A 25,664-nucleotide genomic window follows, 5' to 3' on the forward strand; every position below is an offset into this window, starting at 1 on the left:
CACAAAGGATACACGAGATGAGAGCCCCCACGATTCTGCTGGTTTCGCCAGCGTTCCACGGGTATTGGAAGGCTATTGAGGCTTCGCTAAACGTTGCCGGATACAAGGTTCGCACCCATATTTACGATGCTCCCGGCACAGTTGCCGACCGTATCCGCAATAAACTCGCGCACGAACTGCCCGAAAAATATCGGCCCGCATCCGCCGCAGCCCAGGCGACCGCTCGTGCTATCGCCGCGTTTGAGGAGTATCGCCCCGATATTGTGCTCGTCATCAAAGGGGACCTGCTGGGGGATAACTGGTGGCAAAAACTTGAAGAATCCGGGGTGCGCTACGGAACCTGGCTCTACGACGAGCTGCGTCGCATGTCATACACCCTGGAAGATTTACCGCGCCTCGGAGCGCTCGCAAGCTATAGCCCGCAGGACGCCGAATACCTGCGCTCCCTAGGGTACGCCGTCTTGGATATGCCCAACGCCTATGATTCGCACTGCACGATTGCACCGGTTACCGAAGACGCCATCAGTTTCGTCGGGGCGAATTACCCCAACCGTGAGCATACGCTGCGTGCCCTGCACGAGGCGGGGATACCCGTGCGCGCCTACGGGCGAGACTGGTCGCGCCACCCCTGGGATATAGCCCGAACCCGCAGATTCAAGGGCGCCGGAATTCCCGCACACCGCGATATTGACCGATCCGCCGCCTACGGGGTCATGGCATCATCACCGGCGACCCTGAATATCCACCATAACCAAGACGGCTTCACGATGCGCACCTTCGAAGCCCCCGGCGTGGGCGCACTTCACCTTATTGACCGGGCCGATGTGGTGCGCTACTACGAACCCGGACGCGAAGTACTGGTCTACGAGAGTACCGAAGAACTTATTGACCTGTGCGCCCGCATCTTCCGTGAACCCCGCTGGGCGCATACAATCCGTGAGGCCGGGCAGCGACGCACCCTCGCCGAGCATACCTTCGATGATCGCGTCAAAATTTTGGAGAAACTATGGGCCTAAACTACCCCGTCGATCTCGAAGCCTGGCATGCCTGGCAGCAGCGCCAAAACACTCTGCGCTGGGTGAAAGGACGCGCCCAGAATATGGTGCGCGCCCGCAGAGGTGCCCAACAGGGCATGGTTTCCGGCGTGCTCTATACGCGCGGGGCAATACCGCGGGTACTGATCGTGCTCGACTCGTTCTCACCCACAAGCCGCAACGCCCTGCTGGAACCGCTCAAACACCTCGAAGGGGTGGGGGTCGCGCTCTGGTGCCCGAGCGACGCTTCAGCATATCTCAACGGACAATACGCCAGCACACGCTATAGCCGCAAAGATTGGAACGCCGCCCCGATACGCGCCGATGAGCTCGCCGAAAAACTGCCCGGCGTGCGCCTCGTACTGTCTTTAGGGCACTACCTGCCGCGTGGCCACGCGGCCTACCGATTCGCCCGCGAACGCGGCATAGCCTACTGGGTGGTACAGCACGGGCTGCTGGTTCCGCACGCCCCGCCGCTGCCCATCGGGTCAACTCTGCTCGCCTTCAGTGACGAGGACGCCCAATTTTGGACTTCCAGACGCCGCGACGTGCAGACGCATACCGTCGGCTCACAGCTGCTCTACCGCGCTATCAAAAATACGCACGGCGAAACCACTAAATCCCTGGGCAAAATCCTGTTTCTGGGGCAGATGCACGGCGCAGAATTACCACGCGCATCCTTCGCCCGCGCCGCGCACAGCTTTTTGAAACGCCACGACGGCATCTACCGTCCGCATCCGAGCGAAACCGATAAACTCTCCCGTGCCACCCATGCGCTCTGGGAGATAGAAGGCATCGCCATAGATCGCTCTTCCACGCCCCTGAACGAGGTGCCGAACCCGGTGGTCTCGGTCTTTTCAACCGGCGTGCTTGAGGCCGCAATCCGCGGTATTCCGGCGTGGGTATACCACCCGAACCCGCCCGCTTGGCTCGAAGAATTCTGGGCACGCTACGGCATGAACCGCTGGGGCGAAGACCCCACGCCAGCGCCCGAACAACCCGCAGTCGAGCCTGCCCACACTATCGCTCAGCTCATCATCGACTACCTGGAGGCATACTAATGCGCATTCTCTGCGTTATTCCCGTGCGCGGCGGATCCAAAGGCATACCGCGTAAAAACCTGCGCGAGATCGCCGGAAAACCCCTGGTGGCGTGGACTATTCTGCAGGCGCTCGCCGCCCGCGACGAACTGGCGGGGGAGCACGAGGTGCGGGTCGCGGTCTCAACCGAAGACCAAGAACTCGCCTCCATCGCCCGCCACTACGGCGCCGAGGTTCCGTTTATGCGTCCCGCACATCTTGCCGAAGACACCACAGCCACCGAACCGGTGATCGAGCACGCCATCGACTTCTACACGGGCGAGGGCTGGGCGCCGGATGCGGTTATGCTGCTGCAGGCCACCAGCCCGGTACGCCTGCCCGGCACTCTGGCCCGTGCAGTACGTCAATTTGCCGAGAACGGCAAAGATTCATTGGTTGGGGTTATCCCGATCGGCCCGTTTATTTGGCGGTGGCACCCGGATGCCGAACCTACCGCAGAGTTCGAGATTATGGCGCGCCCGCGCCGCCAGGAACTCACACAGGAGACCTTCCGGTACCGGGAGAACGGTTCGCTCTACCTCACCAAAACTCATGTGTATACCGAGCACCACAACCGTCTGGCGGGGTATCCTGGAGGAACCATTGATCTTTTCACGCTTCATGAGGTCGAGGGCGTCGATATTGATGCTCCTATTGATTTTGCGGTCGCCGAGCATCAGCTCAAGCAAATTCTTGAGGGACAACCCGGCTTAAGAAGCTAAGCCTCAGCGTCAAAAGATCCAACACTCACTCTCACTAAACACAAGTTTTCTTGAAGAAAGCATCATAAACCGTGATTATCGAACGTAATATCGCGCCCTATGTGGTCTTCGCCGAAGACCCGATTCTGACTGCGCTTCACAAAATTTCTGCCAACGGTCAGCGCATCATCTTTTTAGTCAATGAATCCGGCATTTTGCGCGGTTCGCTCTCGGACGGGGACTTCAGACGCTGGCTGATCGCCAACCCCACCGAATCCCTAGAGACCAGCGCACTGGCGGCGGCGAATACGAACCCGCAGACCGCCCCCGCCGATAGCGACCCCGAATCTTTGCGCGGCTACTTTGCGCGCGGTATCGAGCACATTCCGCTCATTGACGAACGCGGCCATCTGGTGGCGTTGGCAATGGACGAGCAGAACGTGTTGCGCATCGGAAAGCACACCATCAGCGAGGATGCGCCCGCCTTTATCATCGCCGAGATCGGTAATAACCACCAGGGGAGCGTGGACTTCGCGAAAGAGCTGGTGGACCTCGCGGTGGAATCCGGTGCGGACGCCGTGAAATTCCAGTTGCGCGATCTGGATGCGCTCTACCGCCAGCGCGGCGGCGCCACTGCGGGCGAGGATTTGGGCGTGCAGTACACCCTGGATCTGCTCTCACGGTTCTCGCTGAGTGTTGAGCAAATGTACGAGGTATTCGACCACGTCAAGGAGCACGGTCTGGATATTTTGTGCACCCCCTGGGATGCGCCTTCCGTGCAGGCTCTCGTCGATTACGGTATTGCGGGCATGAAGATTGCCTCCGCAGACCTGACGAACCACGAACTGCTGCGCGATGTTGCATCGCGCGGGCTGCCCATGCTGGTATCCACCGGTATGAGCCGCGAAGAAGAAATCCTGGACTCGGTGAACCTGCTGCGCAAGGCGGGCGCATCCTATGCCCTGCTGCAATGTCAATCCACCTACCCGGCACCCTTCAAAGACGTGAACCTGGCGTATATGGACCGCCTCGCCGAGATCGGCCAGTGCTTGGTTGGCTATTCTGGGCATGAACGCGGCTACCATGTGCCCGTGGCCGCTGTTGCGCGCGGTGCGAAGATTATCGAGAAGCACTTCACGACCGATAAAACCCTTGAAGGCAACGATCACACCGTATCGTTGCTGCCCGAAGAGTTCGCGGCGATGGTGCAGCAGATTCGTGACATTGAGGAATCCATCGGCACGGCCGCGCCCCGCGAGGTCTCCACCGGTGAACTGATGAACCGCGTGAACCTGGCCAAATCACTGGTTGCAACCCGCAGCATAGCCAAAGGTGAGGTAATTACTGAGGCAGATGTGACCGTCAAGTCACCCGGACGCGGCCTACAGCCGAACTACCTGCCGCAGCTGCTCGGGCGTACCATCCAACGCGATGTTGAAGAAGGATCGTTCTTTTTTGAGGGCGATCTGAAGGATGACCTCGTAACCCGCCGCGACTTCACCTTCGAGCGCCCCTGGGGTCTGCCGGTACGCTACCACGATTACAAGCCCCTGATCGAAGAGGCAACACCGGATTTCCTCGAATTCCACTTCTCCTACAAAGACCTCGACATCAATATTGATGAGGTCTTTGAGAAGAAACTGCCCATGGGCTTCACAACCCACTTGCCCGACCTCTTCGCCGGAGACTTTCTGGTCGATCTGGCCTCCCGCGACCCCGAAGTCTGGGAACGCTCCATCGCCGAGGTACAGCGCACCATCGACATTACCCGCGATCTGACCCGCTACTTCACGGTGGACGAAGACCCCGTTATGGTCGTCACGATGGGCGGCTTCACCAAAGATAAGCACATCCCGGCGAGCGCCCGTACCGCAAAGTACGAGCGCATCGGCGAAGCCCTGGGACGGCTAGATACCGCCGGGGTGCGCCTAGCGGCACAGACTCTGCCGCCCTACCCCTGGCTGATGGGTGGGCAGCAGTACCACAACCTCTTCCTTGACCCGCAGGATACCGCCGAATTCGCGCGCGCCTACGACAGTGCGCTCTGCCTGGACATTTCACACACCATGCTCGCATGCAACTTCCTCAAAATTCCTCTGTCGGAGGCGGTAGCACAGCTGGCACCGCACTCCATCCACCTGCACTTGGTCGACGGTATCGGCGTAGACGGCGAAGGTGTGCAGGTGGGCGAAGGCGATGTCGATTGGGCTGCACTGGGCAAGCAGCTGCGCGAGCTGGCGCCGAAAGCATCGTTTATCCCCGAAATCTGGCAGGGGCATATCAACAACGGTGAAGGCTTCTTTACCGCCCTAGACCGCCTCGAAAAGTGGCTGTAGGTCGGTTTCGTGACACCACCAAGAACCGTTCAACACACCCGAAAACCCGGCGAAGTACTCGATAACAGCTTCATCACCCCCGGACGATTTAGCGAACTCGACGGGCTGCGCGGAATAGCGGCACTGGCCGTTGTTGCCTACCATTTCGGGTACCCCGCCGTGCAAAACTACCCGCGCATCGCCCCCGAACCGTACTCTATTCCGCTCGGAGAACTAGGGGTGCAGCTTTTCTTCATCATCTCGGGGTACGTAATTTTGCTGAGCGCTATCAAAAGCGGTTCCGCCCTAAAATTTGGTATTTCGCGTTTCGCCCGCCTGTACCCAACCTACTGGTTGGCGCTTGCGGTTGCCGCGGCTGTGTATTTTCTCTACGGTAATCCCGGCCGGGATATTACGGTGGCGCAAACTCTGGTTAATGCGACGATGATGCAGCGTTTTATGCTGGTCGATAATGTCGATCAAGTGTATTGGACGCTCGCCATCGAGTTACAGTTCTATCTGCTCATGGGGCTCTACCTGGCTGTGCGGCGTGGAAAAATATATCGCCGCGAGATCACGATCGGTATTTTTTGCTGGACAACCTTAGGGCTGCTCATCTGCTGCATATTCCACCCGGAGACGTCCCTGACGGGTGCCCCCAAAATGCTGGTGTGGGGCGTAGTTGCCGAGCATGCGGCTCTGTTTAGTCTGGGCATGGTGTTCTTTATGTACAGCCACGACCGCAGGTTTACCTGGCTGATGCCGTACTGCGCTGCGGCGGCCTCTATTAATGCCTTCCTGATGCACGATAGCGCCCACGGGGTGGGAGTCGCCATCATATGTGCGGTGTTTTTCGCCGTTATCTATGTGCGCCACGTGCCGTTTTTGGTGCGCGGGCCCTTGCACGCGCTCGGCACAATATCGTACCCCCTGTATCTGGGGCACGCGATGCTTGGCTATATGCTGATCGATATGTTCTACCCCTGGGCGGGGGCGTGGGGCGCACGCATATTGGCTCTCACGCTGGTTCTACTCTGGGCGTGGTGCGTGCATAGTACGGTTGAGACACGAGTTTCTGCCGCCCTGCGTAACGTTCTGACACGAAAGCTGGTGAGGGCATGAGTACAGCCAAGACTTTGACCGCGCTCTGGGTCGTTCCGGTTCCCGACTTCGGGGGAGTGGCGCGACATGTTCTTGACGTCGCCCGAACCGGTATTCCCGGGTATCGCCTGGTTGTCTGCGCACCCGAGGGAAAACTCACCGAGCGCCTCCGCGAGCTTAATATTCCCGTTCACGCCGTGCCCTTCGGACCGAGCCGCGGTTTTAGAGCCTCGTTCGCCTCGCTCACACACGTTATTGAACAAGAGAAGCCCGCTATCGTGCACAGTCACCTTGCCTATGCGGATGTTATCGCCGCCGCCGTCGTCAACTCCCTCAAGATGCGGCGGCTTGCCAACCGGTCACTGACCGTTCCCACGCTCATCACTACCGAGCACGGAATCGCGGGGGATGATGCCGTCTACCACGGCACATCCTGGCGTTCTAAGCTCATGGAACAGGTGCACCGGGTGCGTCTGTGGGGCACCAATGCGGCTATTGCCGTCTCGCGCTCTACCGCCGAGCAGATGCGCCGTAAATGGGGCGCTCGCAGAGTGAGCATCATCTATAACGGGGTGGATGCGCCCCGGCTGCGCGCCGCCGTACACAAGCATCGCGCGCCGACCGAACCGGATGCGCCGCGCATCCTCTCACTCTCACGGCTCTCGCCCGAAAAAGGTATTGACGTGCTGATAGAAGCATTCGCCCAGCTGCGCACCGTGTACCCCAAGGCGCACCTTGAAATCGCGGGGGAAGGTGATCTTGCCGATACCCTGGCGCAGCAGGTGCGGGAGCTGCATATCAGCGATGCCGTAACCTTCAGCGGGTTCGTCGATCCCCTAGAGGCGATGGGCCGCAGCGATATGGTGGTTCAGCTATCCCTCTGGGAGAACTGTTCTTATACGCTCTTGGACGCTAAAGCCGCCGGATTAAAAACCGTGGCAACCAACGTGGGCGGAAACCCCGAAATTCTTGTCCCCAACGAGCTTGTTGACCGCCGCCAGAACGCATTCTGTGATAGCGTTTTAGAAGCTCTTATGCGGAACTGTGAAGCCTCGGCCCCTTCAGCATGGACGTGGGTAACCAACGCCGAGATGACGGCGCAGATCGCAGAACTCTACACTCAAACACAAAAGCATCAAGGACTAGCATGAGCACTCACCTAGGAACATCGCTATCGCCTAGCTCGCAGCACCGGAACGATAGCGCGAACCTCTCTGCGCGCGTTAGTCACGGGCTCAAAAAGAGCGGTGACTATGTGCGGGACAACAGCAATCAGCTGCGCATACCCGAATTCGTAATTTTCGGTGCCATGGTGTTCGCTACCGTGCTGCCGGTCATTAACCAGCCCCTCAGCCAGATTGCCGTGGTTATCGGCGCACTCTACGGGCTTACCAAACCTGCACAGTACGAACTTGGCAGGTTTAAATCTCTGAAAACTATTATGTGGCTGGGCTTGGTCTACATGATGTTCGTATCGCTTTTGCACACCGCCAGTGCTGATGCTTTCGACTGGCGACAACGCTTAGTTCGCATGATCTTCACCACCATTCTGATGTGGAATCTTGCCGAGGGGCGGCTGCATTTTAGGTCCGCTATCGCAGGATACCTCACGGCGCTTCTGATCAACGTTCCCGCCTTCTATCTGGGAATCACCGAGCGCTCGGACGGCAACGTTCTGGTGGGTTTCCTTCACGATAAAAACTATGCGGGCCTGGCGTACGCTATCTTTGGTGTACTCGCTTTCGCTATTATGCGCACTATGCCCGAGCGTATTTTCGCCTTCGTGCTGGGAACTTCGGTGGTGTGGCTGACGAACTCGCGTACCTCCATCACGGCGTACCTGGTAGGCGTGCTGTGGGTACTGCTCGCTTCCAGATTCAACTTTATGGTGAGGATGCTCCTGTTGGGCGGGGTCTGGGCGCTTGTGCAGACGCTCGCCACGGACTATGCCCAGGTAGGGCAGTTCGCCTCGCGTGTGGGCTCCGATATGCTCCGTGAACGTATTGATGCGGTGGCACAAGAAAAAGCCGAAACTGCGGGGTTCTTTGGAAGCGGACTTGGAGAAGCCTACGCGCCCCTGCAGGATAGGAACTGGGTGTATCACAACTCCTACCTAGTGCTTCGTACCGAGGGCGGCTGGGTCTGGACAGTTTTCGTCATCGCTATCACGATTATCGTGGGGATGCGCATCTTCGTCTCAAAAACCTCCTGGACCGTCGAAGAACGAGTGGGACAGGGCGCAGCGATAGCCCTGCTCGTGTGTGGTTTGAGTCTGGGTGAGGTTTTCTACACCTTTACCTGGGCAATTGTCATGGCCTATGCGGTTCGCGCGGGCGCCATCGCCCGGAACAGAGAACTTGGCATGCCGGGGTATGAGGCGGAAAACTTCGTGGGGGTAGACCGGCGTATCGAAATGCCAAAATCACCCGAAAAAATCACCGCCTATATCGCGAACCGGATCAAAAACTCCTAGAACCATCGCCAAATATTTGACTATTCACTTATGATAATTGGCATATCGGTACCGAAAACCTAGAAAGATACACCCGAGATGAGTAAAGAACTCTACCTAGCCACCAATAACGGCGATATAGGCGGGGGCGAAGTCATGCTCCTGAATATCGCTCGGGTGGCGCGAGGGCTCGGGTACCAGGTTGTCATCATAGGCCCGGCAAACCCGCCGGATCTCATTGAAGCGGCCGCCGACGAAGGGTTCACACGCATCGTACTGCCCGCCAAAACGCGCATGCAGTATATGGTTCAGCTGCGGCTCTGGCACCGGGCGCACCGGGATGCGCTCCTGTGGTGTAACGGGCTGGTTCCTGCCGCCGCTACCGGGGGACGGGCAGGGCGCATTGTGCACCTACATCAGCTGCCGACGGGTACCAACGCTAAATTAGTACCGTTCGCTCGCAAAAAGAGCCTTCAAACCCTCGTTCCCAGCGAGTATGTTGCGGCATCCGTACCCGGTGCGACCGTCTTCCCCAATTGGGCGCAGGAAGTCCCCCTCTCGCTGGCGAAATCCACCGTCCCCGGGGTGGTACGCATTGGCTACCTCGGCAGACTCACACCTTCCAAAGGGGTTGGTGTCCTCTGCCAGGCGATCGAGCGCCTCAACAGTACTGTTACCGTCCCCGAATACCGCCTCGTGGTTGCCGGAGCGCCCGTCTTTGCCTCTGCAGAGGAAGAGCGTGAAGTATCCCGTGCCCTTGAAAACATTGAGCGCTACACCGACCGTCTCGGTTGGAGCACCCCGCAAAAGCTCTTCGACACGGTCGATATGCTGGTAGTGCCCTCGCAAGCCCCGGAATCCTTTGGGCTGGTCGCTGCGGAAGCGATGAGTGCCCGCGTGCCGGTGATTGTCAGCGATGCGGGTGCCCTTCCCGAAGTCGTGGGGGAGGACTACCCGTATATTTACCCTGCCCAGGATCCCTCGGTCCTCGTTGAAAAGATTCGACATTTAACTCAGGCTTTCTATCAAGAATCTGATAACCTTAATGACATTATTTCTGCGGCATTTTGGCGTTGGCAGGAATTATATTCACCCGACTCAGGCAGAGAACGAGTTCGCCACCTTTTAGAGAAATATCTCTAGAGGATTCATCATACTCACGCTTGTTCCCGCCAATTACTCACTCTCATAACTACAGGACAGTTTATGGCTCACTATCAAGCAGCCGTCATCATCCCATCGCGGGGTGGAGCAGGGGTTTTACACTATCCCTTAGACGCGCTTTCTGCTCAGACGGAACGAGACTTTCAAGTTATCGTTGTCCTCGATGGTGACATCGACCAGAGCGAAAAAGTTGTTGACGACTATATCGCCCGCGGAACCTTAAACCTCACGAAGATTGTGTTCCCCGAAAATCTTGGGCGCGTGGCGGCTCTCAACGCCGGGCATACTGCGGCGGATGCGGATATTTTGATTCGCTGCGACGACGATCTGGAACCCAAGTCCGACTATGTGGCGAACCACCTTCGCTTACACCGCGACTATGACGGGGTGATCGGCACCCTGAACAATATTTTCCCCAAGACCGCTTACTCTCAGGTGTACGGAACCTACCGCGACGCAAAGTTTAAGGAAGCGGCGCTGAGCACCCCCGAATCCGAGCGTTGGCACTATTGGAATGGAAACTCGTCCGTCTCTGCAGAGCTGTACCGAACTATCGGCGGTTTCGATCCCGCCTATCGTCTTTACGGCTGGGAAGATGTCGATCTGGGTAAGATGATCGCTGATGCCGGCGGGAAAATTATAATTTCCGATGTGGTTGAAACGAAGCATTATGCTGAGGCGACCACGACCGCCGTGCGAGCTCTCCGCGCCCTGCACGCGGGCAGTGCGCGCACCATTTTCGTGCGTAAACATGGTGAAGATGCGCATGTGGCTCCCAACCCTGCCGGGCTCTGGGGTGCCGCGGTGAAGGCCCTCGCGGCGGTCAGTACCGAGGCAAATATCCGGCGAATAGGCAATACTCTCGATGCGGTACTCCTGAAACTTCCCGCGAAGATCGCTGAGAAGCTGGTAGCGCTTCAGGTGGAGGCGGCATCCTACGCAGGCGTGAAGTACCCGCAGCGCGCACGGAAGGTGTTCTAATGCTGAATCGAGTAGCACAATCCTGGCGCGGCGCATCCGCTCACATTCGTTCTTTGGCCTCGAAAAAAATCCCGACATCGGCGGAATCTCGGTCTGCAGGTTCGGTAGATACGGGTTCTGTCACCGCCCCTCGGCTCGCTATCGCTCACGACTATTTGACGCAGCGCGGTGGGGCGGAACGGGTTGTTCTGGCCCTACACCGGGCGTTCCCTGAGGCCCCTATCTACACGACCCTCTACAATCCTGAAGGTACTTTCCCCGAGTTTGAGGATGCGACTATCATCACCAGTCCGCTCAATCGGGTGGGCTTGCTGCGGCGCTACCACCGGTTGGCGCTGCCGTTGCTGCCGCTGACCGCATCCTGCCTGAAAGTTCCGGCGCACGTTGCGGTGGTTTCGACCACGGGATGGGCGCACGGATTCAAATTCACCGGCGAGAAACTGGTGTACTGCCATTCCCCGGCGCGTTGGCTGTACCTGCGCGACCAATACCTGGGCGACGAGAAAAAGAACAGTGTGATTGGGGTGGGGTTACGGGTGATAAACCCGCTGCTGCGGTTCTGGGATCAGCGCGCGGCGGCACGGTCGGAACATTACGTGGCGAACTCGACCGCCATTCAGGAACGTATTTCGCGGGTGTACGGCAAAGACGTACCCATTATTTTCCCGCCTTACTCCGGGGGTGCAACCCGCGTGGAAGAACCGATCGCAGGTCTGCAGGAATTCACGGCTGCGGGAGACTACTTTCTGCTGGTGTCGCGCCTGATGTCCTATAAGAACGTGGATGAGGCGATTAAGGCGTGCAATCGAGCGGGTAAGAAGCTGCTGATTATCGGGCATGGCCCCGAAAAAGATAAGCTCCTCAAACTCTCGGGGCCCAATGTGCGCATTATTTCCGGGATTTCCGATGAGCAGCTGTGTTCTGCCTACCGGCATTGTCTGGCACTTCTTGCGGTATCTCATGAGGACTTCGGGATTACTCCGCTGGAGGCTGGTGCCAGTGGAAAACCGGTGATCGCATACCGCGCGGGCGGGTACCTCGATACCATCCACGAAGGCCTCAACGGCGTGTTTATTGAACAGCCGACCTCGGAACAGATTGAGGCGGCGATACGGAAGTTCAACCCCGAAGAGTGGGATAAGCAGGCGATTAAGAACTACATCGCGCGTTTTAGCGAGGAACGTTTTATCGACGAAATCCGCCAGGCGGTTGATGAGCTTACCGCATCCTCATCCTCGGGCGCGTAGACTCGGTTCGCCGGGGCTATATGAAGAGCCTTGAGAGTAAAGATCTTTACTCTCAAGGCTCTTCATATAGTGGGGCAGGGCGGGGTTTAGATGGCTTCCAGCAGTTCGTCTTCGACTAGCTGATGCACAAAATTCTCAACCTCCCCGCGAATATCCTCTGGATTCTGCTCGGTAAGCTCGGCGATCAGCTCAAGGGCCTCGGGCAGGGAAAACGGCTCCTCAAAAATACCCCAAATAATGGATGCTGACCCCTCCAACACCGAAACCTGCGCGGTCCGTGTGTCGGCAAGATACGTCGTGACGGAAGCGTATTCGGAAATTTCCTCAGCGTGTACGAAGGCAACATACTCTGGGATGCTGTACCTCACCGGCGCGGTAGTAGTACTCATTAGGAGCCGCCTCCCAACCCAAAACGCTCAAAGAACCTAGTGCGAATTTCGGCGCGCGTGGGTTTATGCCCCAGTTCCATCGCCAAATGATCCTGATTGACCATAAGAATATTCTTGAGCGTGCGCATTTTCTCGGCGAATCCACGTGCCGACCGCAGCCTGCCCACCCATTGAATATAGCTCGGCACCCGCGTGGAAACCGACTTCCACAGCAGGTAGTCGCGTTCGTGACGGTACGCCTCTAAGCCACCCATTGCGGCGGAGTAGGCGAGAGAAGAATCCAATTCGGCGGCGCGGGCGCGCAGTTTAGCCCAGTCGTAGGAGTCGAGAATATCGCGCAGATACTCAAGATCCGGGTCATAAGTGGAACTAGCCCTAGCGCGGTGCAGCACCACAATCAGCCGGGAATCGAGTACTGAAGGCACGGCACAGGAACGGTGCGCTATCTCGCGTTGCATGTGTGCCGCCCAGAGCTGCTGAAAAACACGTTCGGGATCTTTTCCGAGCCCGGGAAAGAAACGGTGAATATCGGTGAGACCCCAAGATTCGTGATAAAGCGTCATTGCATGTTCAAAAACGGATCCGGTGTCAAAATGCGCCTGAATACTCCAGCCATCAGCTAAAAGTATGTGAACAAAAGTATTTACGTGAGAAGGCCGTACTAAAAGATCTGCATCGGTGCTATGTCTATCAGGTTTAAAAATTTCGGAATTAAACGCATATCCTTTGATATGTAAAATATCTATTCCGTGAAGATTCGCGAGCCTTTGAAAGTAGGCGTGCGCCAGCATAATACGCGCCTTGAGCGGCGTACCAGGTTTGTGCTGCGGTGTAGTGTGCACGATATCCTTTCACACAACGAAAATCTTTGAATATAAGGGCGGGAAAAATAGTCCACCTATTTTCCCGCCCTTATACTCAAGAATCTGATTCAGAAATTTTCTTAAGCTCCGTGCACGCCGGAAGAAACTTTCTTTTTACCGTCCTTGGAGTAACCGTAGTAGCTGGCGTAACCTACATAACTATTGGCATAACCAAATCCATAGTAGGAATTACCCAGACCCTTACGCGGAGCCTTATTGAGTACCACACCGAAGAGGTGCGAATTCACACGCTCCAGCACGGCAACAGCCTCGGTCATCTGCTCGCGGTGGCTCTTGCCCACGGTACCGACCATAATCACACCGTCCACGGCGTGGGAGAGCAGCGATGCGTCGGTCACCGGCAGCAGCGGGGGAGCATCCACGATCACCAGGAATTCCTTGGAGAGCTCTTCGATCAGCTGGCGCATCTTGTCGGAACCCAATAATTCGGAAGGGTTCGGGGGAATACGCCCGGCGGGAAGCACAAAGAGCTTGGAATCCTCTACCTGGTGCACAGCCTCAGCAATATCAACCTGACCGGCAAGAACCTGCGTCAAACCGATTTTGGCGTTAATGTGCAGTTTCTTCGCGACGGTGGGACGGCGCAGGTCGGCGTCGATCAGAATGACCGGCTGCCCCGAGCTTGCCATAGAGCGCGCCACCGCCAGCGAGACCGTAGACTTACCCTCGCCAGGAACTGCGGAGGTCACAATGAAGGAGCTCGGCGGGTTATCGATATTCACGAAGCGCAGATTCGTGCGCAGCTGACGGATAGATTCGTGGGCAATATGGTCATCGTTGCTTGCACGCACGATGTTTTCTTCCGCCAGATCATCGCTGACGGGCAGCACACCCAGAATATTGCTGTTTGTCGCCTTAATGGCGTCGTCACGGGTGCGGATGCGCTGATCCACGGAACGGCGCAGGAAGATCGCCAGGTACACGAGCACCAGCCCGGCACCGGCACCGATGAGGCCGTTCTGCATGTAGTTGGGCGATACGAGAGGCGGGTTCACGCTGGCATTATCCAGCGGAATCACACGAATCAGGGTATTGGTGGTATCGGACGGGTTGGTTGAAGAAACCTTGTTCTGAGCGCTTTCTTGGTTTTCTTCCCCAGCAGGCGTGGGGGTAGCGGTACTGTTGTTCCCCGAACCGTTCTTCTCAATATTTTCGATGTACTGAGCGGTGGCGTGAAGCGCCGAATTCGCCAAAACCCGTGCCTGCTCAGGGCTGGAAGCGGTCGCCCGCACCTTAATGAGTGAGCTGTTTTCTTCGGTAGTTGCGCTCAGGCTGCCGCGAATCGTCCCGATGCTCAGGTCAGAGTTCTGTTCCTGAATGATCTTGGCGACGGCTTCTGATGAAACGATTGCCGAGTATGAGCGGGCACGTTCTTTTGCTGCGTTTGAGCCGGATAGTACGTCAATAGTGCCACTCTGACCGACGGTCACGTACCCGGAGGCGCTGGCGGCATAAACTTTAGGCTGCAACAGGGAATAGCCGAGCCCTGCGATGGCACCGATCACGATACCAGCAATGAGCAACAAGAGATTGGCTCTTGTGGTGCGCACAAAATCTAAAATTGTCATTTCTGAAATTGCTCCAGATTGTTGAGTTTGAGTGGTGAACCCCGTGCGGGGCAGTGAGTTTTTTGTGACTATTTGAGCAGGTGCATCAAATAGTCCCCATAACCGCTTTTGGCGAATTTGGTGGCGATACTGTGAAGATCATCATTGCTTAACCAACCTGCGCGCCATGCAATTTCTTCAGGGCATCCGATAGAAAGTCCCTGACGTTTTTGGACGGTGCGAATAAAGTTGCTGGCATCTGCGAGTGAATCGAAGGTGCCGGTATCAAGCCATGCTGTACCTCGAGGCAGTACCTCAACCTTTAGTTTACCCTGTTTTAGATATACACGATTGAGGTCGGTAATTTCTAGTTCACCACGCTGAGAAGGTTTAATGTTTTGCGCATATTCCACAACATGTTTGTCATAGAAATATAGTCCCGGAATAGCATAATCGCTTTTGGGTACCTGCGGTTTTTCCTCAATGGAGACGGCGTGAAAATTCTTGTCGAACTCCACCACCCCGTAGGCGCGCGGGTCCGCAACTTGGTAAGCAAAAACGGTTGCACCGTCTTTTTGCTCATATTTTCCAAGTTGGGTTCCTAAACCGGGACCATAGAAAATATTATCACCTAGAACGAGTGCAACGGGATTATCGCCTATGAAATCTGCACCTAAAATAAATGCTTGAGCTAAACCATCAGGTGAAGGTTGCACTTTATAGTCGAAATGTACACCAAAACGAGTTCCATCCCCTAAAAGACGTCTAAATTGTTCCTGATCTTCGGGGGTTGTGATAATAAGAATGTCACGAATTCCCGCCAGCATAAGAGTGGAAAGCGGATAATAAATCATTGGTTTATCGTAAACCGGAGTGAGTTGTTTACTAATACCCTGAGTGATGGGGTGTAAACGACTGCCGGTACCACCGGCAAGAATAATTCCCTTCATAATATCTATTGTGTCATGTTTCTCTCGTAACCCGTGTATAAATTACTCGGTTTTGACCGCTAAAATCTAAAGTATGTCTCACTTACTCGTTACCGGCGGTGCCGGATTCATTGGCTCTAACTTTGTTCATTATCTATTGGATAATACTGAACACACTGTTACAGTACTCGATAAAATGACCTATGCCGCCAATAAAGCCTCGCTTAATGGTCTTGACGGCGCCAGATTTAACCTTATAGTTGGCGATATTGCAGACCGTGAACTCACAGACGAGCTCGTAGCGCAGGCGGATGCAGTCATCCATTACGCCGCAGAATCCCATAACGATAACTCCCTGGCGAACCCAGAACCTTTTATTCACACCAACCTGGTCGGCACGTTTACCCTGCTGGAGGCGGTACGCAGGCACGGAACCCGCTATCACCACATCTCGACCGATGAAGTCTTCGGTGATTTGGCACTGGATGACCCCGCAAAGTTCACCGAAACTACGCCCTATAACCCGTCATCCCCGTACTCTTCCACCAAGGCAGGTTCGGATCTGCTGGTGCGCGCCTGGGTGCGTTCTTTCGGGATTGAGGCGACCATCTCGAACTGCTCGAATAACTATGGGCCGTATCAACACATCGAAAAATTTATTCCCCGGCAGATTACGAATATCCTCTCGGGGCTGACCCCTAAGCTCTACGGCGAGGGCCTGAACGTGCGCGACTGGATTCACGCATCCGATCATTCTTCGGCGGTGCTGCGCATCCTTGAATCCGGAAAAATTGGCGAGACCTACCTCATCGGTGCAGACGGCGAGGAGAATAATATTACCGTGCTGCGCACTATTCTTCGCCTCATGGGTAAAGACGAGAACGACTTTGAACATGTGATAGACCGGCCCGGGCACGATATGCGGTATGCCATTGATGGCACCCGTCTGCGCGAAGAGCTCGGGTGGGAACCGCAGTTTACCGACTTTGAGGCGGGTCTTGCCGATACCATCGCGTGGTATACCGATAACCGTTCCTGGTGGGAACCGCTCAAAGCAGAAGTTGAGGCTAAATACGCGAAGGCGGGGCAGTAAATGACGAAAGAACTGAACGTAAGGGCAACCGATATACCGGGGCTGCTCGTCATTGATCTGCCCGTGCACGGCGATAATCGCGGCTGGTTTAAGGAAAACTGGCAGCGTGAGAAAATGCGTGCCGCCGGTCTGCCCGATTTTGACCCGGTGCAGAATAATATTTCTTTTAACACCTCGGTGGGTACCACACGCGGTATTCACGCCGAACCCTGGGATAAATACGTTTCGGTGGCGAGCGGCCGAATTTTCGGCGCCTGGGTAGACTTGCGTGCGGGGGAGAGCTTCGGACGGGTCGTGACCGTCGAACTCGGTCCCGACACCGCTATCTTCGTTCCGCGCGGGGTTGGCAACGCCTTCCAAACCCTGGAGGAAAACACCGCCTACACCTACTTAGTAAACGATCATTGGTCGGCGGATGCTCTCACCGCCTACAGCTTCCTGAACCTCGCGGACGAAAGCACCGCCATCGACTGGCCTATCGACCTGGCGCAGGCTGAGCTTTCCGAGAAGGACCGCAAACACCCGCGCTTACATGAGATCACCCCGCTTACCCCCGACCCTCTTCTGATTGTGGGTGCAAGCGGGCAGCTCGGGCGTGAACTCGTGCGCCAGCTGACCGCGCAGAATATCCCCTTTGAGGCGGTGGATCGTGATCAGCTCGATCTCGGTACCCCCGAAAAATGGCGAAACGCCTTCCGCTGGCGGTCATACCGTGCGGTCATCAATGCCGCCGCTTACACCGCAGTGGATAACGCCGAAACCCCCGAGGGGCGCCGCGAAGCCTGGGCTGCCAACGCTCACGGAGTCGCCGCCCTAGCGAGCGTCTGCGAAGAAGCGAATATTCCTCTCGTGCATGTTTCCACCGACTATGTCTTCGACGGAACTCTGCCGGTAGGGCAAGAATACTCGGTGGAGCATCCCATCGCCCCGCTGAGCGTATATGGCGCCTCCAAAGCGGCGGGGGAGAGCGCCGCGACCGCATGGCGCAAACACTACCTGCTGCGCACCAGCTGGGTGGTCGGCGAGGGCAAAAATTTTGTGGCGACTATGGCATCGCTGGCCGAACGCGGCGTGAATCCTGCCGTCGTGGCGGATCAGTGGGGGCGCCCCACCTTCACCCAAGACTTGGCGGGGGCAGCACTGCATCTGCTGTTTACCGGTGCACCCTACGGCACCTACCATGTGTCAAATAGCGGCGAGGTTATCACCTGGGCAGATCTTGCCCGAGCCGTCTACACTGGAACCGGTCACGATGCCGCCCGAGTAAGCAACACCACCACTGAGGAATACTTCGCCAACGCCCAGGTCTTCGCCCCGCGCCCCGCCAACTCTGCCCTGGATCTTTCAAAACTTATTGCTGCCGGATTCACCCCGCGCGATCACCGCGATGCGCTCGCCGAGTATCTGCACCAGCTAGGCGGGGCACGTGAAGACTAAAATCCGTGACCTTCTCGCACGCCAGGGTATACAGGTTGCACTCCTTGTAATCGCGCTTGAGGTTATCACCTACTGGTCATACTTCATGCGTCTGACGGTGGTTAACGGCGACGCGAATGCCCACTACCTCTCAGATTCTTACTATTGGTGGAATAACGGCGGGATTTTCAACCCGCCCGAATGGGTTGCCTACACCTGGATGGGTCGCCCCGCCGGGAGTAATATTCAGGGCGGATCGTATGTGCTGCCGCAGGGCATCGCAAACGGTATTTCGCCGTGGAGCCCTACGGTATCGTCTATCACGTCGGCGGTGCTCGCGGGTCTTGGCGCGGTGGGCATGTACATATTGGTCCGTCAGCTGACCGGGCACCACCTTGTTTCGCTGATCGCCCTCGTGGGGCAATTCTTTGCCCCGGCGATCTTTGCAAACGCCCAATTCTTGGATTTTCACCGTGCCGCCGCCTACTGGCCCTGGGTCCTGCTCGTCATCTCTCCGTTATGGGCGTGGCATAAACGCTACGGGATTCCGCTTGCGGTCTTAATCCTGTGGCAGAGTTTCGTCGGCATATACCCGGGGCAGCTGATCGCCGCTGCCGTGTGTATTGGTGGGTGGGGCATCGGGTGGATGATCGTCTCTCGAAGCCGCGCCTGGATATGGCGTGTCATCGTCAGCATTCTCATTGCGGTGCCGTTGAGCATCGTCAAATATGTTCCGGCGCTATTGTCGGGAACCGGGCAGCGCGACTGGAGCCCGCAGCGCATTCACCTGACTTTCCCGAACCTGGCCTCACTCATTTACCCGTACGACAACCCGGCCATGAGCTCGGATATTGCGATGCGCCCCTTCTTTATCGTGATTCCGCTTCTGCTCACTCTCACCTTCGTGCCGTGGCGTTCACGGCGTAACCTGCCGCTCTATCTGCTGGGCGGGCTGTCAATTCTGCTGTTGGGGCTGGCGACCTTCGCACCTAAGCTTCTGTGGAATATTCCGGGTATGAGCCTGAGCCGTTTCTGGATTAACGATTTCAAAAACTTCGTGCCGCTTACCATGATTATTCTGGGCAGCCTGGGGCTTAAACGGCTTTTTGAGGGCAACGTGTCGCGCCGTCGCATCCTGGTGGGATGCTCGATCGTTGCTGCCGCCATCGTGATTTTCGGCCTGTCGCTGTCGTGGAATCTGAGCGGTCCTCGCCTTGTGCTGATGCTCGTGCCGGTGGTACTTTTTGCTCTAACGGCGGTTGCTGTAACGAACTATACGCACGGTTTATGGCGGTTTGCACGGCAGAGTTCAGCCCGAACCTTGGGCGTCCTGATGCTTTGCCTGTCGGTAGCCTCCGGGCTGAATTTCGCCTACTCGGTGACAAGCACGTGGGCTTCGGCGCGTGAACGGCTTGAGGTCGGGCACTACGGGGCTGAGATTTCGCAGCTTATGCACCAAAACCAGGCGTGCGAGCAGAACTACACGCGTCGCCCTGAACGTCGCGTTTCCGATCAGCCCGTCAAAGATTGGGACCACGATAATATTGCTCTGGGAGGCGCCTTCACCTGCACCGATTCCCTGAGCGGATACGCCAATGTTCAAGGAAGCTCGGCACTGCGCGAACAGCATAAGGCGTTCAAAGGCGAAAAGGGTAATGATTTTATTCGGTTCTATGCCGCTGCCGGTGCCGTGGTGCCGCTTTCGGGCGGGTCCTTCGCGGATCTTTCCGATGCCTGTCTCAAGGAAGGCCGCTGTGCAGGGTTAGAGTACACCCCACTCTCGTACAGCAGGTTCGGCAAGATATCGTACCGGGTTGAGGTTGAGCATCAAACCGAAGTCGCCCTGAACGAATCGTATTACGCCGGCTGGACGGGCAAACTTTGCGACGCTGAAAACACCCAGAAATGCCACGCGATGGCGCTGTCTGCCGGGCCGGGGCGATACATTAAGACGGTTCTGCCCGCAGGAACATATGAGGTGAATTTGACCTATGATGCACCCTATAAGAATCAGCTGCAGGTCATCTTCTGGGTTTGTGTGCTTTTGATGCTTGCTTCGGCGGCGCTGCCGGTGAAGCGGCGTGCGGCAGGCGCAGGGGAGCAAAAGCGAAATCCTTGGGATTCCTTGCGTGCCCGCCTCAAATCTGGAAAATCTGTAAGAATGTAGTGTTGGCCAAAGCGACGGCAAACTGTATCTCTCACCGGTAGTGGACCTGTTCAACCGCGAAATCGTCGCTTACGTCGTGAGCCGCAGGACCAACAGCGACATGGTGAAGAAAATGCTGCACAAAGCCTGCCGGCAAAGGAACGATGCTGCACTCCGACCAAGGCGTACTATATCGTACGCCGGGGTATAGGAACTTACTTTCCGACCATTTTATGGTTCAAAGTATGTAGCGCAGGGGGACTGCGGGAGCGCTGCAGTTTGAAATTGAATAAGCTGGGTTCTGTTGCATACAGAACCCAGCTTATGTAGAGCGCCTGAAGAGGTTTTTATGAGCGTTCAAGATGGGGGCAGTTCAACCCGAATCCGGATTTTCAGACGACCTCTTCTCCATATCAATCAGCGTTCAGCAGGCAATTAATATAACCCTTCGCGCTCTTCGCGGGTGGAAATGTAGATGTTTTTCACCTGCGTGTAGGCGGCGAGCATCATTTTGTGGGTTTCGCGGCCGATGCCTGAAGTTTTGTAGCCGCCGAACGGCGCGCCTGCGGGCAGGCGGTTGTAGCAGTTCACCCAGACACGACCGGTTTCCAGTGCGTTGGAGACGCGCAGGCAGCGGTTGATGTCTTTGCTCCAAACTGCGCCGCCCAAGCCGTATTCGCTGTCGTTGGCCATTTTGACGACTTCTTCTTCGGTTTTGAATTTAATCACGGTGGCAACCGGTCCGAAGATTTCTTCTTGGGCAACGCGGGCGTTGTTGTTGTCAGCCTCGATCAAGGTCGGCTCGACAAATTCGCCTTTGCCCAATTCGCCTTCGAGTTTTTTGCCGCCGGTGATGATGCGGCAGCCTTCCTGCTCACCGATTTTGACATATTTCAAAATGGTTTCAAGCTGGCCGGCGTTGACTTGCGAACCCATTTGGGTATCGTCTTCCCAAGGCAGTCCGACTTTGATTTTCTTGAACTCTTCCGCCAAGGCGTTGACGAATTTGTCGTAAATGCCTTCTTGTACGAAGATGCGCGAGCCGGCGCTGCACACTTGGCCTTGGTTGAACAAAATGCCTTTTTGCGCGCCTTCGAGGGCTTTGTCGAACGGCATGTCGTCAAAGAAGATGTTGGCGGATTTGCCGCCCAGCTCCAAGGTAGAGGGAATGAGCATTTCGGCGGCAGCGATGCCGATGCGGCGGCCGATTTCGGTTGAGCCGGTGAAGGCGAGTTTGTTGAAGCCTTTGTGGTGCAGCATGTATTCGCCGGATTTCGAACCGCGTCCGGTAATGATGTTCAGCACGCCTTTAGGCAGCAGGTGGTTGATTTTTTGGGCGAACGACAACAGGCTCAGCGAAGTGCTGGAAGACGGGTGGATGACGATGGTACAGCCTGCGGCGAGCGCGGGTGCGATTTTCCAAGCCGCCATCAGGAAGGGGAAGTTCCACGGAATAATCTGACCGACGACGCCGATAGGTTCGCGCAATACGATGGACAGGTCTTCGGAGTCAAGTTGGGTTGCGGTGCCTTCTTCGCCGCGGATGACGCTGGCGAAATAACGGAAATGGTCGGAAGCCAGTGGGATGTCTGCGGCGCGGGTTTCGCGGATGGGTTTGCCGTTGTCCAGCGTTTCCTGCAAGGCGAACAATTCCAAGTTTTCGTCAATCACATCGGCGATTTTGTTGAGTATGGCGGCGCGTTCGGTTGTGGTGGTCTTGCGCCATGTTTTGAACGCTTCCTGCGCGGCGGCGACGGCGGCATCGACATCAGCGTCGGACGCGTCGGTAAATTTCGCCAGTGTTTCGCCGTTGGCGGGATTGTAGGAATCCAAAAGCGTGCCGGGGCTCGTCCACGCGCCGTTAATCAAAAGACCGTACTCTTTATCGAAAATATTCAAATCTTTTGCCATGATGCTGTCTCCTTAAGTTGTATTTATTGGGTTTTAGTTGTTTTTCTTGGTTTTTGGTCGTTTATTCAACGTCATTTGAAAACAGGGTAGTATTTTTTCTGTTTCGATTCAAGCACTAAAAATGAGAGTGTTCTCGAAATTCCAAATATGTAATTTTGTGAAACGTAAAACGCAGTCAGCCACATCTTGATGATGTATGGGGGCGAGGGCGGTTTGTTAATATATTTTAAGTTTTCAGACGACCTTGCGATAACCGTGGAGCGCTCGCCGAGTATCTGAGGATCCTCAGCAACGCTTGATGTTGGGGTGCGAGTCTGGAACTAGGAAAAACTATCCTTGCTCGTATCTGGAAAATCTGTAAGAATATAGTGTTAGCCAAGGCGAGGGCAGGTTCTGCCGTTATCGACGAGGTGGCGCATGGAATCCCATGATTTGCGCCATTATTCTCTTGGCGCATTACCCATCATCAAAGATTGGAGATTACCATGTCTGAAATTAAAATTACTGCCGAGCCCCGCACCGATTTCGGTAAGGGCTATGCACGCCGCATCCGCGCTGTTGGTGATATCCCTGCCGTTATCTACGGCAATGGCAAAGAGCCTAAGCACGTGACCCTTCCCGGCCACGAGACCACCCTGGCTGTTCGCAACAAGGACGTCGTTCTGGTGATCGAGGTTGACGGTGAGCAGTTTAAGACTCGCGTGCAGGATATTCAGCGTCACCCGATCCGCCCTGAACTGCAGCACATCGACCTGCTGTTCGTCGACTAAGGTTAGGTAGATGAAGGAGCGCGCGGCGCATCAACGTTTACGCCGGAACCCGCTTTAGAGGTTTTTCGGCAACGGTACGGCTCGTATCTGCTTCTGGCGGGTGCGAGCCGCTTCCATATTCCCCGCCAACTTACGGCGTACACCCATCTTTACCGTTTGGCTCAGGTGCGAGATAGCCGACTAGTAACCGCCTAATCCGCCCATAGTTTTATCCGGTTTACCGAGTAGTCTCTACCGAGCATTTTTTATTCCTCACCCTATAACCCGCAGGAAGGTACACGAGAACATGTCTGATGCGTGGCTCATCGTCGGCCTGGGCAACCCCGGACCGCAATACGCGAAAACCCGCCATAACATCGGGCAGATGGTGCTCGATAAAATCGCCCATGAAATGGGCAGTACCTTCAAGAAGCATTCCAAAGCATCCGCTGTAGTCGTCGAAGGTCGCCTAGGTATAGGCGGTCCTAAGGTTGTACTCATGAAATCCCTCGGGTACATGAACACCTCGGGCGGGCCCGTATCTGCGGTCGCAAAATTCTATGGCATCGACCCCGATCACATAATCGTGGTGCACGACGAGCTTGATATTCCCTTCGACACCATCAAACTCAAAATTGGTGGGGGAGAAGGCGGCCACAACGGCCTGCGCGATATTACCAAGGCGCTAGGCACCAAAGATTATTACCGTGTGCGCGCTGGTATCGGTCGCCCACCCGGGCGCATGAACACCGCCGACTATGTGCTCAAACCCTTCACGGCAGCCGAAGCCAAAGACCTGCCGTTCCTGATCGACAACTCTGTTGATGCGGTCGCCATGCTTATTACCGACGGGTTGACGGCGGCGCAGCAGCGCTTTCACAGCGCATCCTAAATATGCGCAGGGCACGGACGCTCGACAAACCGCACAATCTGGCGCCTCTACATCTGCTGGGTGCGCCTAGCAGCAAACATGACGCCCCGTTACGCCCGTAGCTATGGTTAGGCAGATTTCCTAGGCTGTTGCACACACCTAACTAGGTTTTGGCCGCGCCAAGGAATAAGCTAGAAAAGCATGACGTTATAGCCCCACAGACGCTAAGCCCGGGCGTACGGCCCCGACCTAACGTGCCACACAGCAGGGGGCTCAACGCCATGCGGCGCGCCTGAAACCGGTCAAGAGAAAAGGAACAACCGTGGCAGAATACTCAGTCCCCGCCAACACGCCGCTCAACGATGACACCGTGCGAGCGTTGCGCGCAGACTTCCCTATTCTCAGCACCGTCGTCAACGGCAACCCGCTCGTTTACCTCGATTCCGGCGCCACCAGCCAAAAACCACTCCAAGTTCTCGATGCCGAACGCAACTTCTACCTGCACGCCAACTCTGCGGTACACCGCGGCGCGCACACTCTTGCCGTTGAAGCCACCGAACTTTTCGAGCAGGCCCGCACCACCGTTGCCGCCTTCGTAGGAGCCCGCGACGAAAACATCGTCTGGACTTCCAACGCCACCGAAGCGCTCAACCTTGTCGCCTACTCAATAGGCAACGCCTCCCAAGGACTCGGCGGCGAAAAAGCCCAACGTTTTGCCCTGAAACCCGGCGACGAAATTCTCACCACAGAAATCGAACACCACGCCAACCTCATACCCTGGCAGATCCTCGCCCAACGCACCGGCGCAACCCTCAAACACATCCCCGCCACCGACGACGGACAGATCGACTACGAAGCCGCCGCCGAACTCGTCACCGAGAAAACCCGCATCCTCGCTTTCACCCACGTCTCCAATGTCACCGGTGCTATCGCGGATGTGCCGCGCTTCGTCTCACTCGCCCAAAAAGTCGGTGCCCTCACCGTCCTGGACGCCTGCCAATCCGTACCCCACATGCCGGTAGACTTCCCCGCGCTCGGTGTCGATTTCGCTGCATTCTCCGGGCACAAAATGCTCGCCCCCACCGGCATCGGCGCACTCTACGGCCGCGCCGAACTCCTCGACGCCCTGCCCCCATTCCTCACCGGCGGCTCCATGATCACCCGCGTCGAACTCCAAGACGCCGACTATATGCCCGCCCCCATCAAATTTGAAGCGGGAACCCAGCGCGTCTCCCAAGTCGTCGCCTTTGCCGAGGCAGTACGCTACCTACAGCACCTCGGCATGGACAACGTACACGCCTGGGAGCAAGAACTCGGTGCGCGGCTCGTGGCCGGCGTGCAGAACATTGAGGGCGTGCGCCTGCTAGGACCCACCGACCCGAACAAACGCGCCGGGCTCGTCTCCCTCGGCATCGACGGGGTACACCCGCACGACGCCGGGCAGCTGCTCGATACGAAAGGTATCGCCGTGCGCGTAGGTCACCACTGCGCCCAGCCGCTGCACCGCGGCGCCGGGCTGACGGCCTCGACCCGCGCCTCCGCATACCTCTACAACACCACCGAAGACATAGATGCATTCCTTGCCGCGCTCGCCGAGGTACGCCCCTACTTCGGGCTGTAAAGAAGCCGTTACTCATATACACAGGATTGGATAA

The 25,664-nt window shown here is 56.6% G+C and carries 21 protein-coding genes and 1 pseudogene; 17 read left to right on the forward strand and 5 right to left on the reverse strand.

Features of this window, described 5'->3' with window-relative positions; all coding sequences use genetic code 11:
- Positions 1–17: 17 nt before the first annotated feature.
- From HMPREF2804_RS03785 to HMPREF2804_RS03830, 10 genes are all read left to right on the forward strand, one after another.
- Positions 18–1,016: a CgeB family protein gene (locus HMPREF2804_RS03785; RefSeq protein ID WP_070627356.1), complete on the forward strand. Its 999-nt coding sequence runs from the start codon at positions 18–20 to the stop codon at positions 1,014–1,016.
- Complete coding sequence (locus tag HMPREF2804_RS03790) at positions 1,007–2,095, forward strand: RNA-binding protein (protein WP_070627358.1); 1,089 nt, start codon at positions 1,007–1,009, stop codon at positions 2,093–2,095. Before HMPREF2804_RS03785 ends, HMPREF2804_RS03790 begins: the two co-directional genes overlap by 10 nt.
- Complete coding sequence (locus HMPREF2804_RS03795) at positions 2,095–2,835, forward strand: acylneuraminate cytidylyltransferase family protein (protein WP_070627360.1); 741 nt, start codon at positions 2,095–2,097, stop codon at positions 2,833–2,835. Before HMPREF2804_RS03790 ends, HMPREF2804_RS03795 begins: the two co-directional genes overlap by 1 nt.
- Positions 2,836–2,906: 71 nt before the next feature.
- The gene (locus tag HMPREF2804_RS03800; protein ID WP_048754397.1) at positions 2,907–5,150 is read left to right on the forward strand and encodes an N-acetylneuraminate synthase family protein; all 2,244 of its coding nucleotides are present in this window, start codon (positions 2,907–2,909) and stop codon (positions 5,148–5,150) included.
- Between the two features lie 9 nt (positions 5,151–5,159).
- Positions 5,160–6,251 carry an acyltransferase family protein gene (locus HMPREF2804_RS03805; protein WP_048754396.1) on the forward strand — a complete coding sequence of 364 codons (1,092 nt, stop codon included), beginning with the start codon at positions 5,160–5,162 and terminating at the stop codon, positions 6,249–6,251.
- Positions 6,248–7,381: a glycosyltransferase gene (locus tag HMPREF2804_RS03810; RefSeq protein WP_048754395.1), complete on the forward strand. Its 1,134-nt coding sequence runs from the start codon at positions 6,248–6,250 to the stop codon at positions 7,379–7,381. Before HMPREF2804_RS03805 ends, HMPREF2804_RS03810 begins: the two co-directional genes overlap by 4 nt.
- Positions 7,378–8,703 carry an O-antigen ligase family protein gene (locus HMPREF2804_RS03815; RefSeq protein WP_048754394.1) on the forward strand — a complete coding sequence of 442 codons (1,326 nt, stop codon included), beginning with the start codon at positions 7,378–7,380 and terminating at the stop codon, positions 8,701–8,703. Before HMPREF2804_RS03810 ends, HMPREF2804_RS03815 begins: the two co-directional genes overlap by 4 nt.
- A gap of 78 nt (positions 8,704–8,781) precedes the next feature.
- Entirely contained in the window at positions 8,782–9,825 is a 1,044-nt protein-coding gene (locus HMPREF2804_RS03820) for a glycosyltransferase family 4 protein (protein WP_048754393.1), read from the forward strand.
- Positions 9,826–9,888: 63 nt separating this feature from the next.
- Positions 9,889–10,827 carry a glycosyltransferase family 2 protein gene (locus tag HMPREF2804_RS03825; RefSeq protein WP_048754392.1) on the forward strand — a complete coding sequence of 313 codons (939 nt, stop codon included), beginning with the start codon at positions 9,889–9,891 and terminating at the stop codon, positions 10,825–10,827.
- Complete coding sequence (locus tag HMPREF2804_RS03830) at positions 10,827–12,074, forward strand: glycosyltransferase (RefSeq protein ID WP_048754391.1); 1,248 nt, start codon at positions 10,827–10,829, stop codon at positions 12,072–12,074. Before HMPREF2804_RS03825 ends, HMPREF2804_RS03830 begins: the two co-directional genes overlap by 1 nt.
- Before the next feature lie 86 nt (positions 12,075–12,160).
- On the opposite strand, the gene HMPREF2804_RS03835 is transcribed toward HMPREF2804_RS03830, so the two are convergent.
- From HMPREF2804_RS03835 to rfbA, 4 genes are all read right to left on the reverse strand, one after another.
- On the reverse strand, positions 12,161–12,463 hold the full coding sequence (locus HMPREF2804_RS03835) for a PqqD family protein (RefSeq protein WP_070450734.1): 303 nt from the start codon (positions 12,461–12,463) through the stop codon (positions 12,161–12,163).
- Positions 12,463–13,305 (reverse strand): nucleotidyltransferase family protein, encoded by an 843-nt coding sequence (locus HMPREF2804_RS03840; protein WP_246822671.1) that lies wholly within the window; start codon positions 13,303–13,305, stop codon positions 12,463–12,465. Before HMPREF2804_RS03840 ends, HMPREF2804_RS03835 begins: the two co-directional genes overlap by 1 nt.
- A gap of 101 nt (positions 13,306–13,406) precedes the next feature.
- The gene (locus HMPREF2804_RS03845) at positions 13,407–14,915 is read right to left on the reverse strand and encodes a tyrosine-protein kinase domain-containing protein (RefSeq protein ID WP_048754389.1); all 1,509 of its coding nucleotides are present in this window, start codon (positions 14,913–14,915) and stop codon (positions 13,407–13,409) included.
- A 68-nt stretch (positions 14,916–14,983) separates the two neighbouring features.
- Entirely contained in the window at positions 14,984–15,844 is an 861-nt protein-coding gene (rfbA, locus tag HMPREF2804_RS03850) for a glucose-1-phosphate thymidylyltransferase RfbA (RefSeq protein ID WP_048754388.1), read from the reverse strand.
- A 73-nt stretch (positions 15,845–15,917) separates the two neighbouring features.
- Between rfbA and rfbB the strand changes: the two genes are divergently transcribed.
- The 4 genes and pseudogenes from rfbB to HMPREF2804_RS11445 form a co-directional block, all read left to right on the forward strand.
- Complete coding sequence (rfbB, locus tag HMPREF2804_RS03855; RefSeq protein ID WP_048754387.1) at positions 15,918–16,916, forward strand: dTDP-glucose 4,6-dehydratase; 999 nt, start codon at positions 15,918–15,920, stop codon at positions 16,914–16,916.
- Positions 16,917–18,353 carry a dTDP-4-dehydrorhamnose reductase gene (gene rfbD / locus HMPREF2804_RS03860; RefSeq protein WP_048754386.1) on the forward strand — a complete coding sequence of 479 codons (1,437 nt, stop codon included), beginning with the start codon at positions 16,917–16,919 and terminating at the stop codon, positions 18,351–18,353.
- Positions 18,343–20,499, forward strand: a complete 2,157-nt coding sequence (locus HMPREF2804_RS03865; protein ID WP_070627362.1) for a Tat (twin-arginine translocation) pathway signal sequence — start codon at positions 18,343–18,345, stop codon at positions 20,497–20,499. Before rfbD ends, HMPREF2804_RS03865 begins: the two co-directional genes overlap by 11 nt.
- Positions 20,500–20,518: 19 nt before the next feature.
- Positions 20,519–20,689, forward strand: a pseudogene (locus HMPREF2804_RS11445) (DDE-type integrase/transposase/recombinase); the annotation flags it as partial.
- Positions 20,690–20,913: 224 nt separating this feature from the next.
- On the opposite strand, the gene HMPREF2804_RS03870 reads toward HMPREF2804_RS11445, so the two are convergent.
- Entirely contained in the window at positions 20,914–22,389 is a 1,476-nt protein-coding gene (locus tag HMPREF2804_RS03870) for an aldehyde dehydrogenase family protein (protein WP_048754384.1), read from the reverse strand.
- 485 nt (positions 22,390–22,874) lie between these two features.
- Here HMPREF2804_RS03870 and HMPREF2804_RS03875 point away from each other — a divergent pair, with 485 nt between their 5' ends.
- From HMPREF2804_RS03875 to HMPREF2804_RS03885, 3 genes are all read left to right on the forward strand, one after another.
- On the forward strand, positions 22,875–23,159 hold the full coding sequence (locus tag HMPREF2804_RS03875) for a 50S ribosomal protein L25 (RefSeq protein ID WP_037231874.1): 285 nt from the start codon (positions 22,875–22,877) through the stop codon (positions 23,157–23,159).
- Between the two features lie 286 nt (positions 23,160–23,445).
- A complete protein-coding gene (pth, locus tag HMPREF2804_RS03880; RefSeq protein WP_048754383.1) occupies positions 23,446–24,030 on the forward strand; it encodes an aminoacyl-tRNA hydrolase in 585 nt (194 codons plus the stop codon).
- Between the two features lie 301 nt (positions 24,031–24,331).
- Positions 24,332–25,630, forward strand: coding sequence for an aminotransferase class V-fold PLP-dependent enzyme (locus HMPREF2804_RS03885; RefSeq protein ID WP_070450727.1), 1,299 nt, complete (start codon positions 24,332–24,334; stop codon positions 25,628–25,630).
- Positions 25,631–25,664: the final 34 nt, after the last annotated feature.

The organism is Rothia sp. HMSC065G12, from assembly GCF_001811455.1.
Taxonomy (GTDB): domain Bacteria; phylum Actinomycetota; class Actinomycetes; order Actinomycetales; family Micrococcaceae; genus Rothia; species Rothia dentocariosa.

Coding starts and splice junctions, on each gene's coding strand:
- HMPREF2804_RS03785 (WP_070627356.1), top strand. CDS start 18: ATGAGAGCCCCCACGATTCTGCTGGTTTCGCCAGCGTTCCACGGGTAT.
- HMPREF2804_RS03790 (WP_070627358.1), top strand. CDS start 1,007: ATGGGCCTAAACTACCCCGTCGATCTCGAAGCCTGGCATGCCTGGCAG.
- HMPREF2804_RS03795 (WP_070627360.1), top strand. CDS start 2,095: ATGCGCATTCTCTGCGTTATTCCCGTGCGCGGCGGATCCAAAGGCATA.
- HMPREF2804_RS03810 (WP_048754395.1), top strand. CDS start 6,248: ATGAGTACAGCCAAGACTTTGACCGCGCTCTGGGTCGTTCCGGTTCCC.
- HMPREF2804_RS03815 (WP_048754394.1), top strand. CDS start 7,378: ATGAGCACTCACCTAGGAACATCGCTATCGCCTAGCTCGCAGCACCGG.
- HMPREF2804_RS03820 (WP_048754393.1), top strand. CDS start 8,782: ATGAGTAAAGAACTCTACCTAGCCACCAATAACGGCGATATAGGCGGG.
- HMPREF2804_RS03825 (WP_048754392.1), top strand. CDS start 9,889: ATGGCTCACTATCAAGCAGCCGTCATCATCCCATCGCGGGGTGGAGCA.
- HMPREF2804_RS03830 (WP_048754391.1), top strand. CDS start 10,827: ATGCTGAATCGAGTAGCACAATCCTGGCGCGGCGCATCCGCTCACATT.
- HMPREF2804_RS03835 (WP_070450734.1), bottom strand. CDS start 12,463: ATGAGTACTACTACCGCGCCGGTGAGGTACAGCATCCCAGAGTATGTT.
- HMPREF2804_RS03845 (WP_048754389.1), bottom strand. CDS start 14,915: ATGACAATTTTAGATTTTGTGCGCACCACAAGAGCCAATCTCTTGTTG.
- rfbA (WP_048754388.1), bottom strand. CDS start 15,844: ATGAAGGGAATTATTCTTGCCGGTGGTACCGGCAGTCGTTTACACCCC.
- rfbB (WP_048754387.1), top strand. CDS start 15,918: ATGTCTCACTTACTCGTTACCGGCGGTGCCGGATTCATTGGCTCTAAC.
- rfbD (WP_048754386.1), top strand. CDS start 16,917: ATGACGAAAGAACTGAACGTAAGGGCAACCGATATACCGGGGCTGCTC.
- HMPREF2804_RS03870 (WP_048754384.1), bottom strand. CDS start 22,389: ATGGCAAAAGATTTGAATATTTTCGATAAAGAGTACGGTCTTTTGATT.
- HMPREF2804_RS03875 (WP_037231874.1), top strand. CDS start 22,875: ATGTCTGAAATTAAAATTACTGCCGAGCCCCGCACCGATTTCGGTAAG.
- pth (WP_048754383.1), top strand. CDS start 23,446: ATGTCTGATGCGTGGCTCATCGTCGGCCTGGGCAACCCCGGACCGCAA.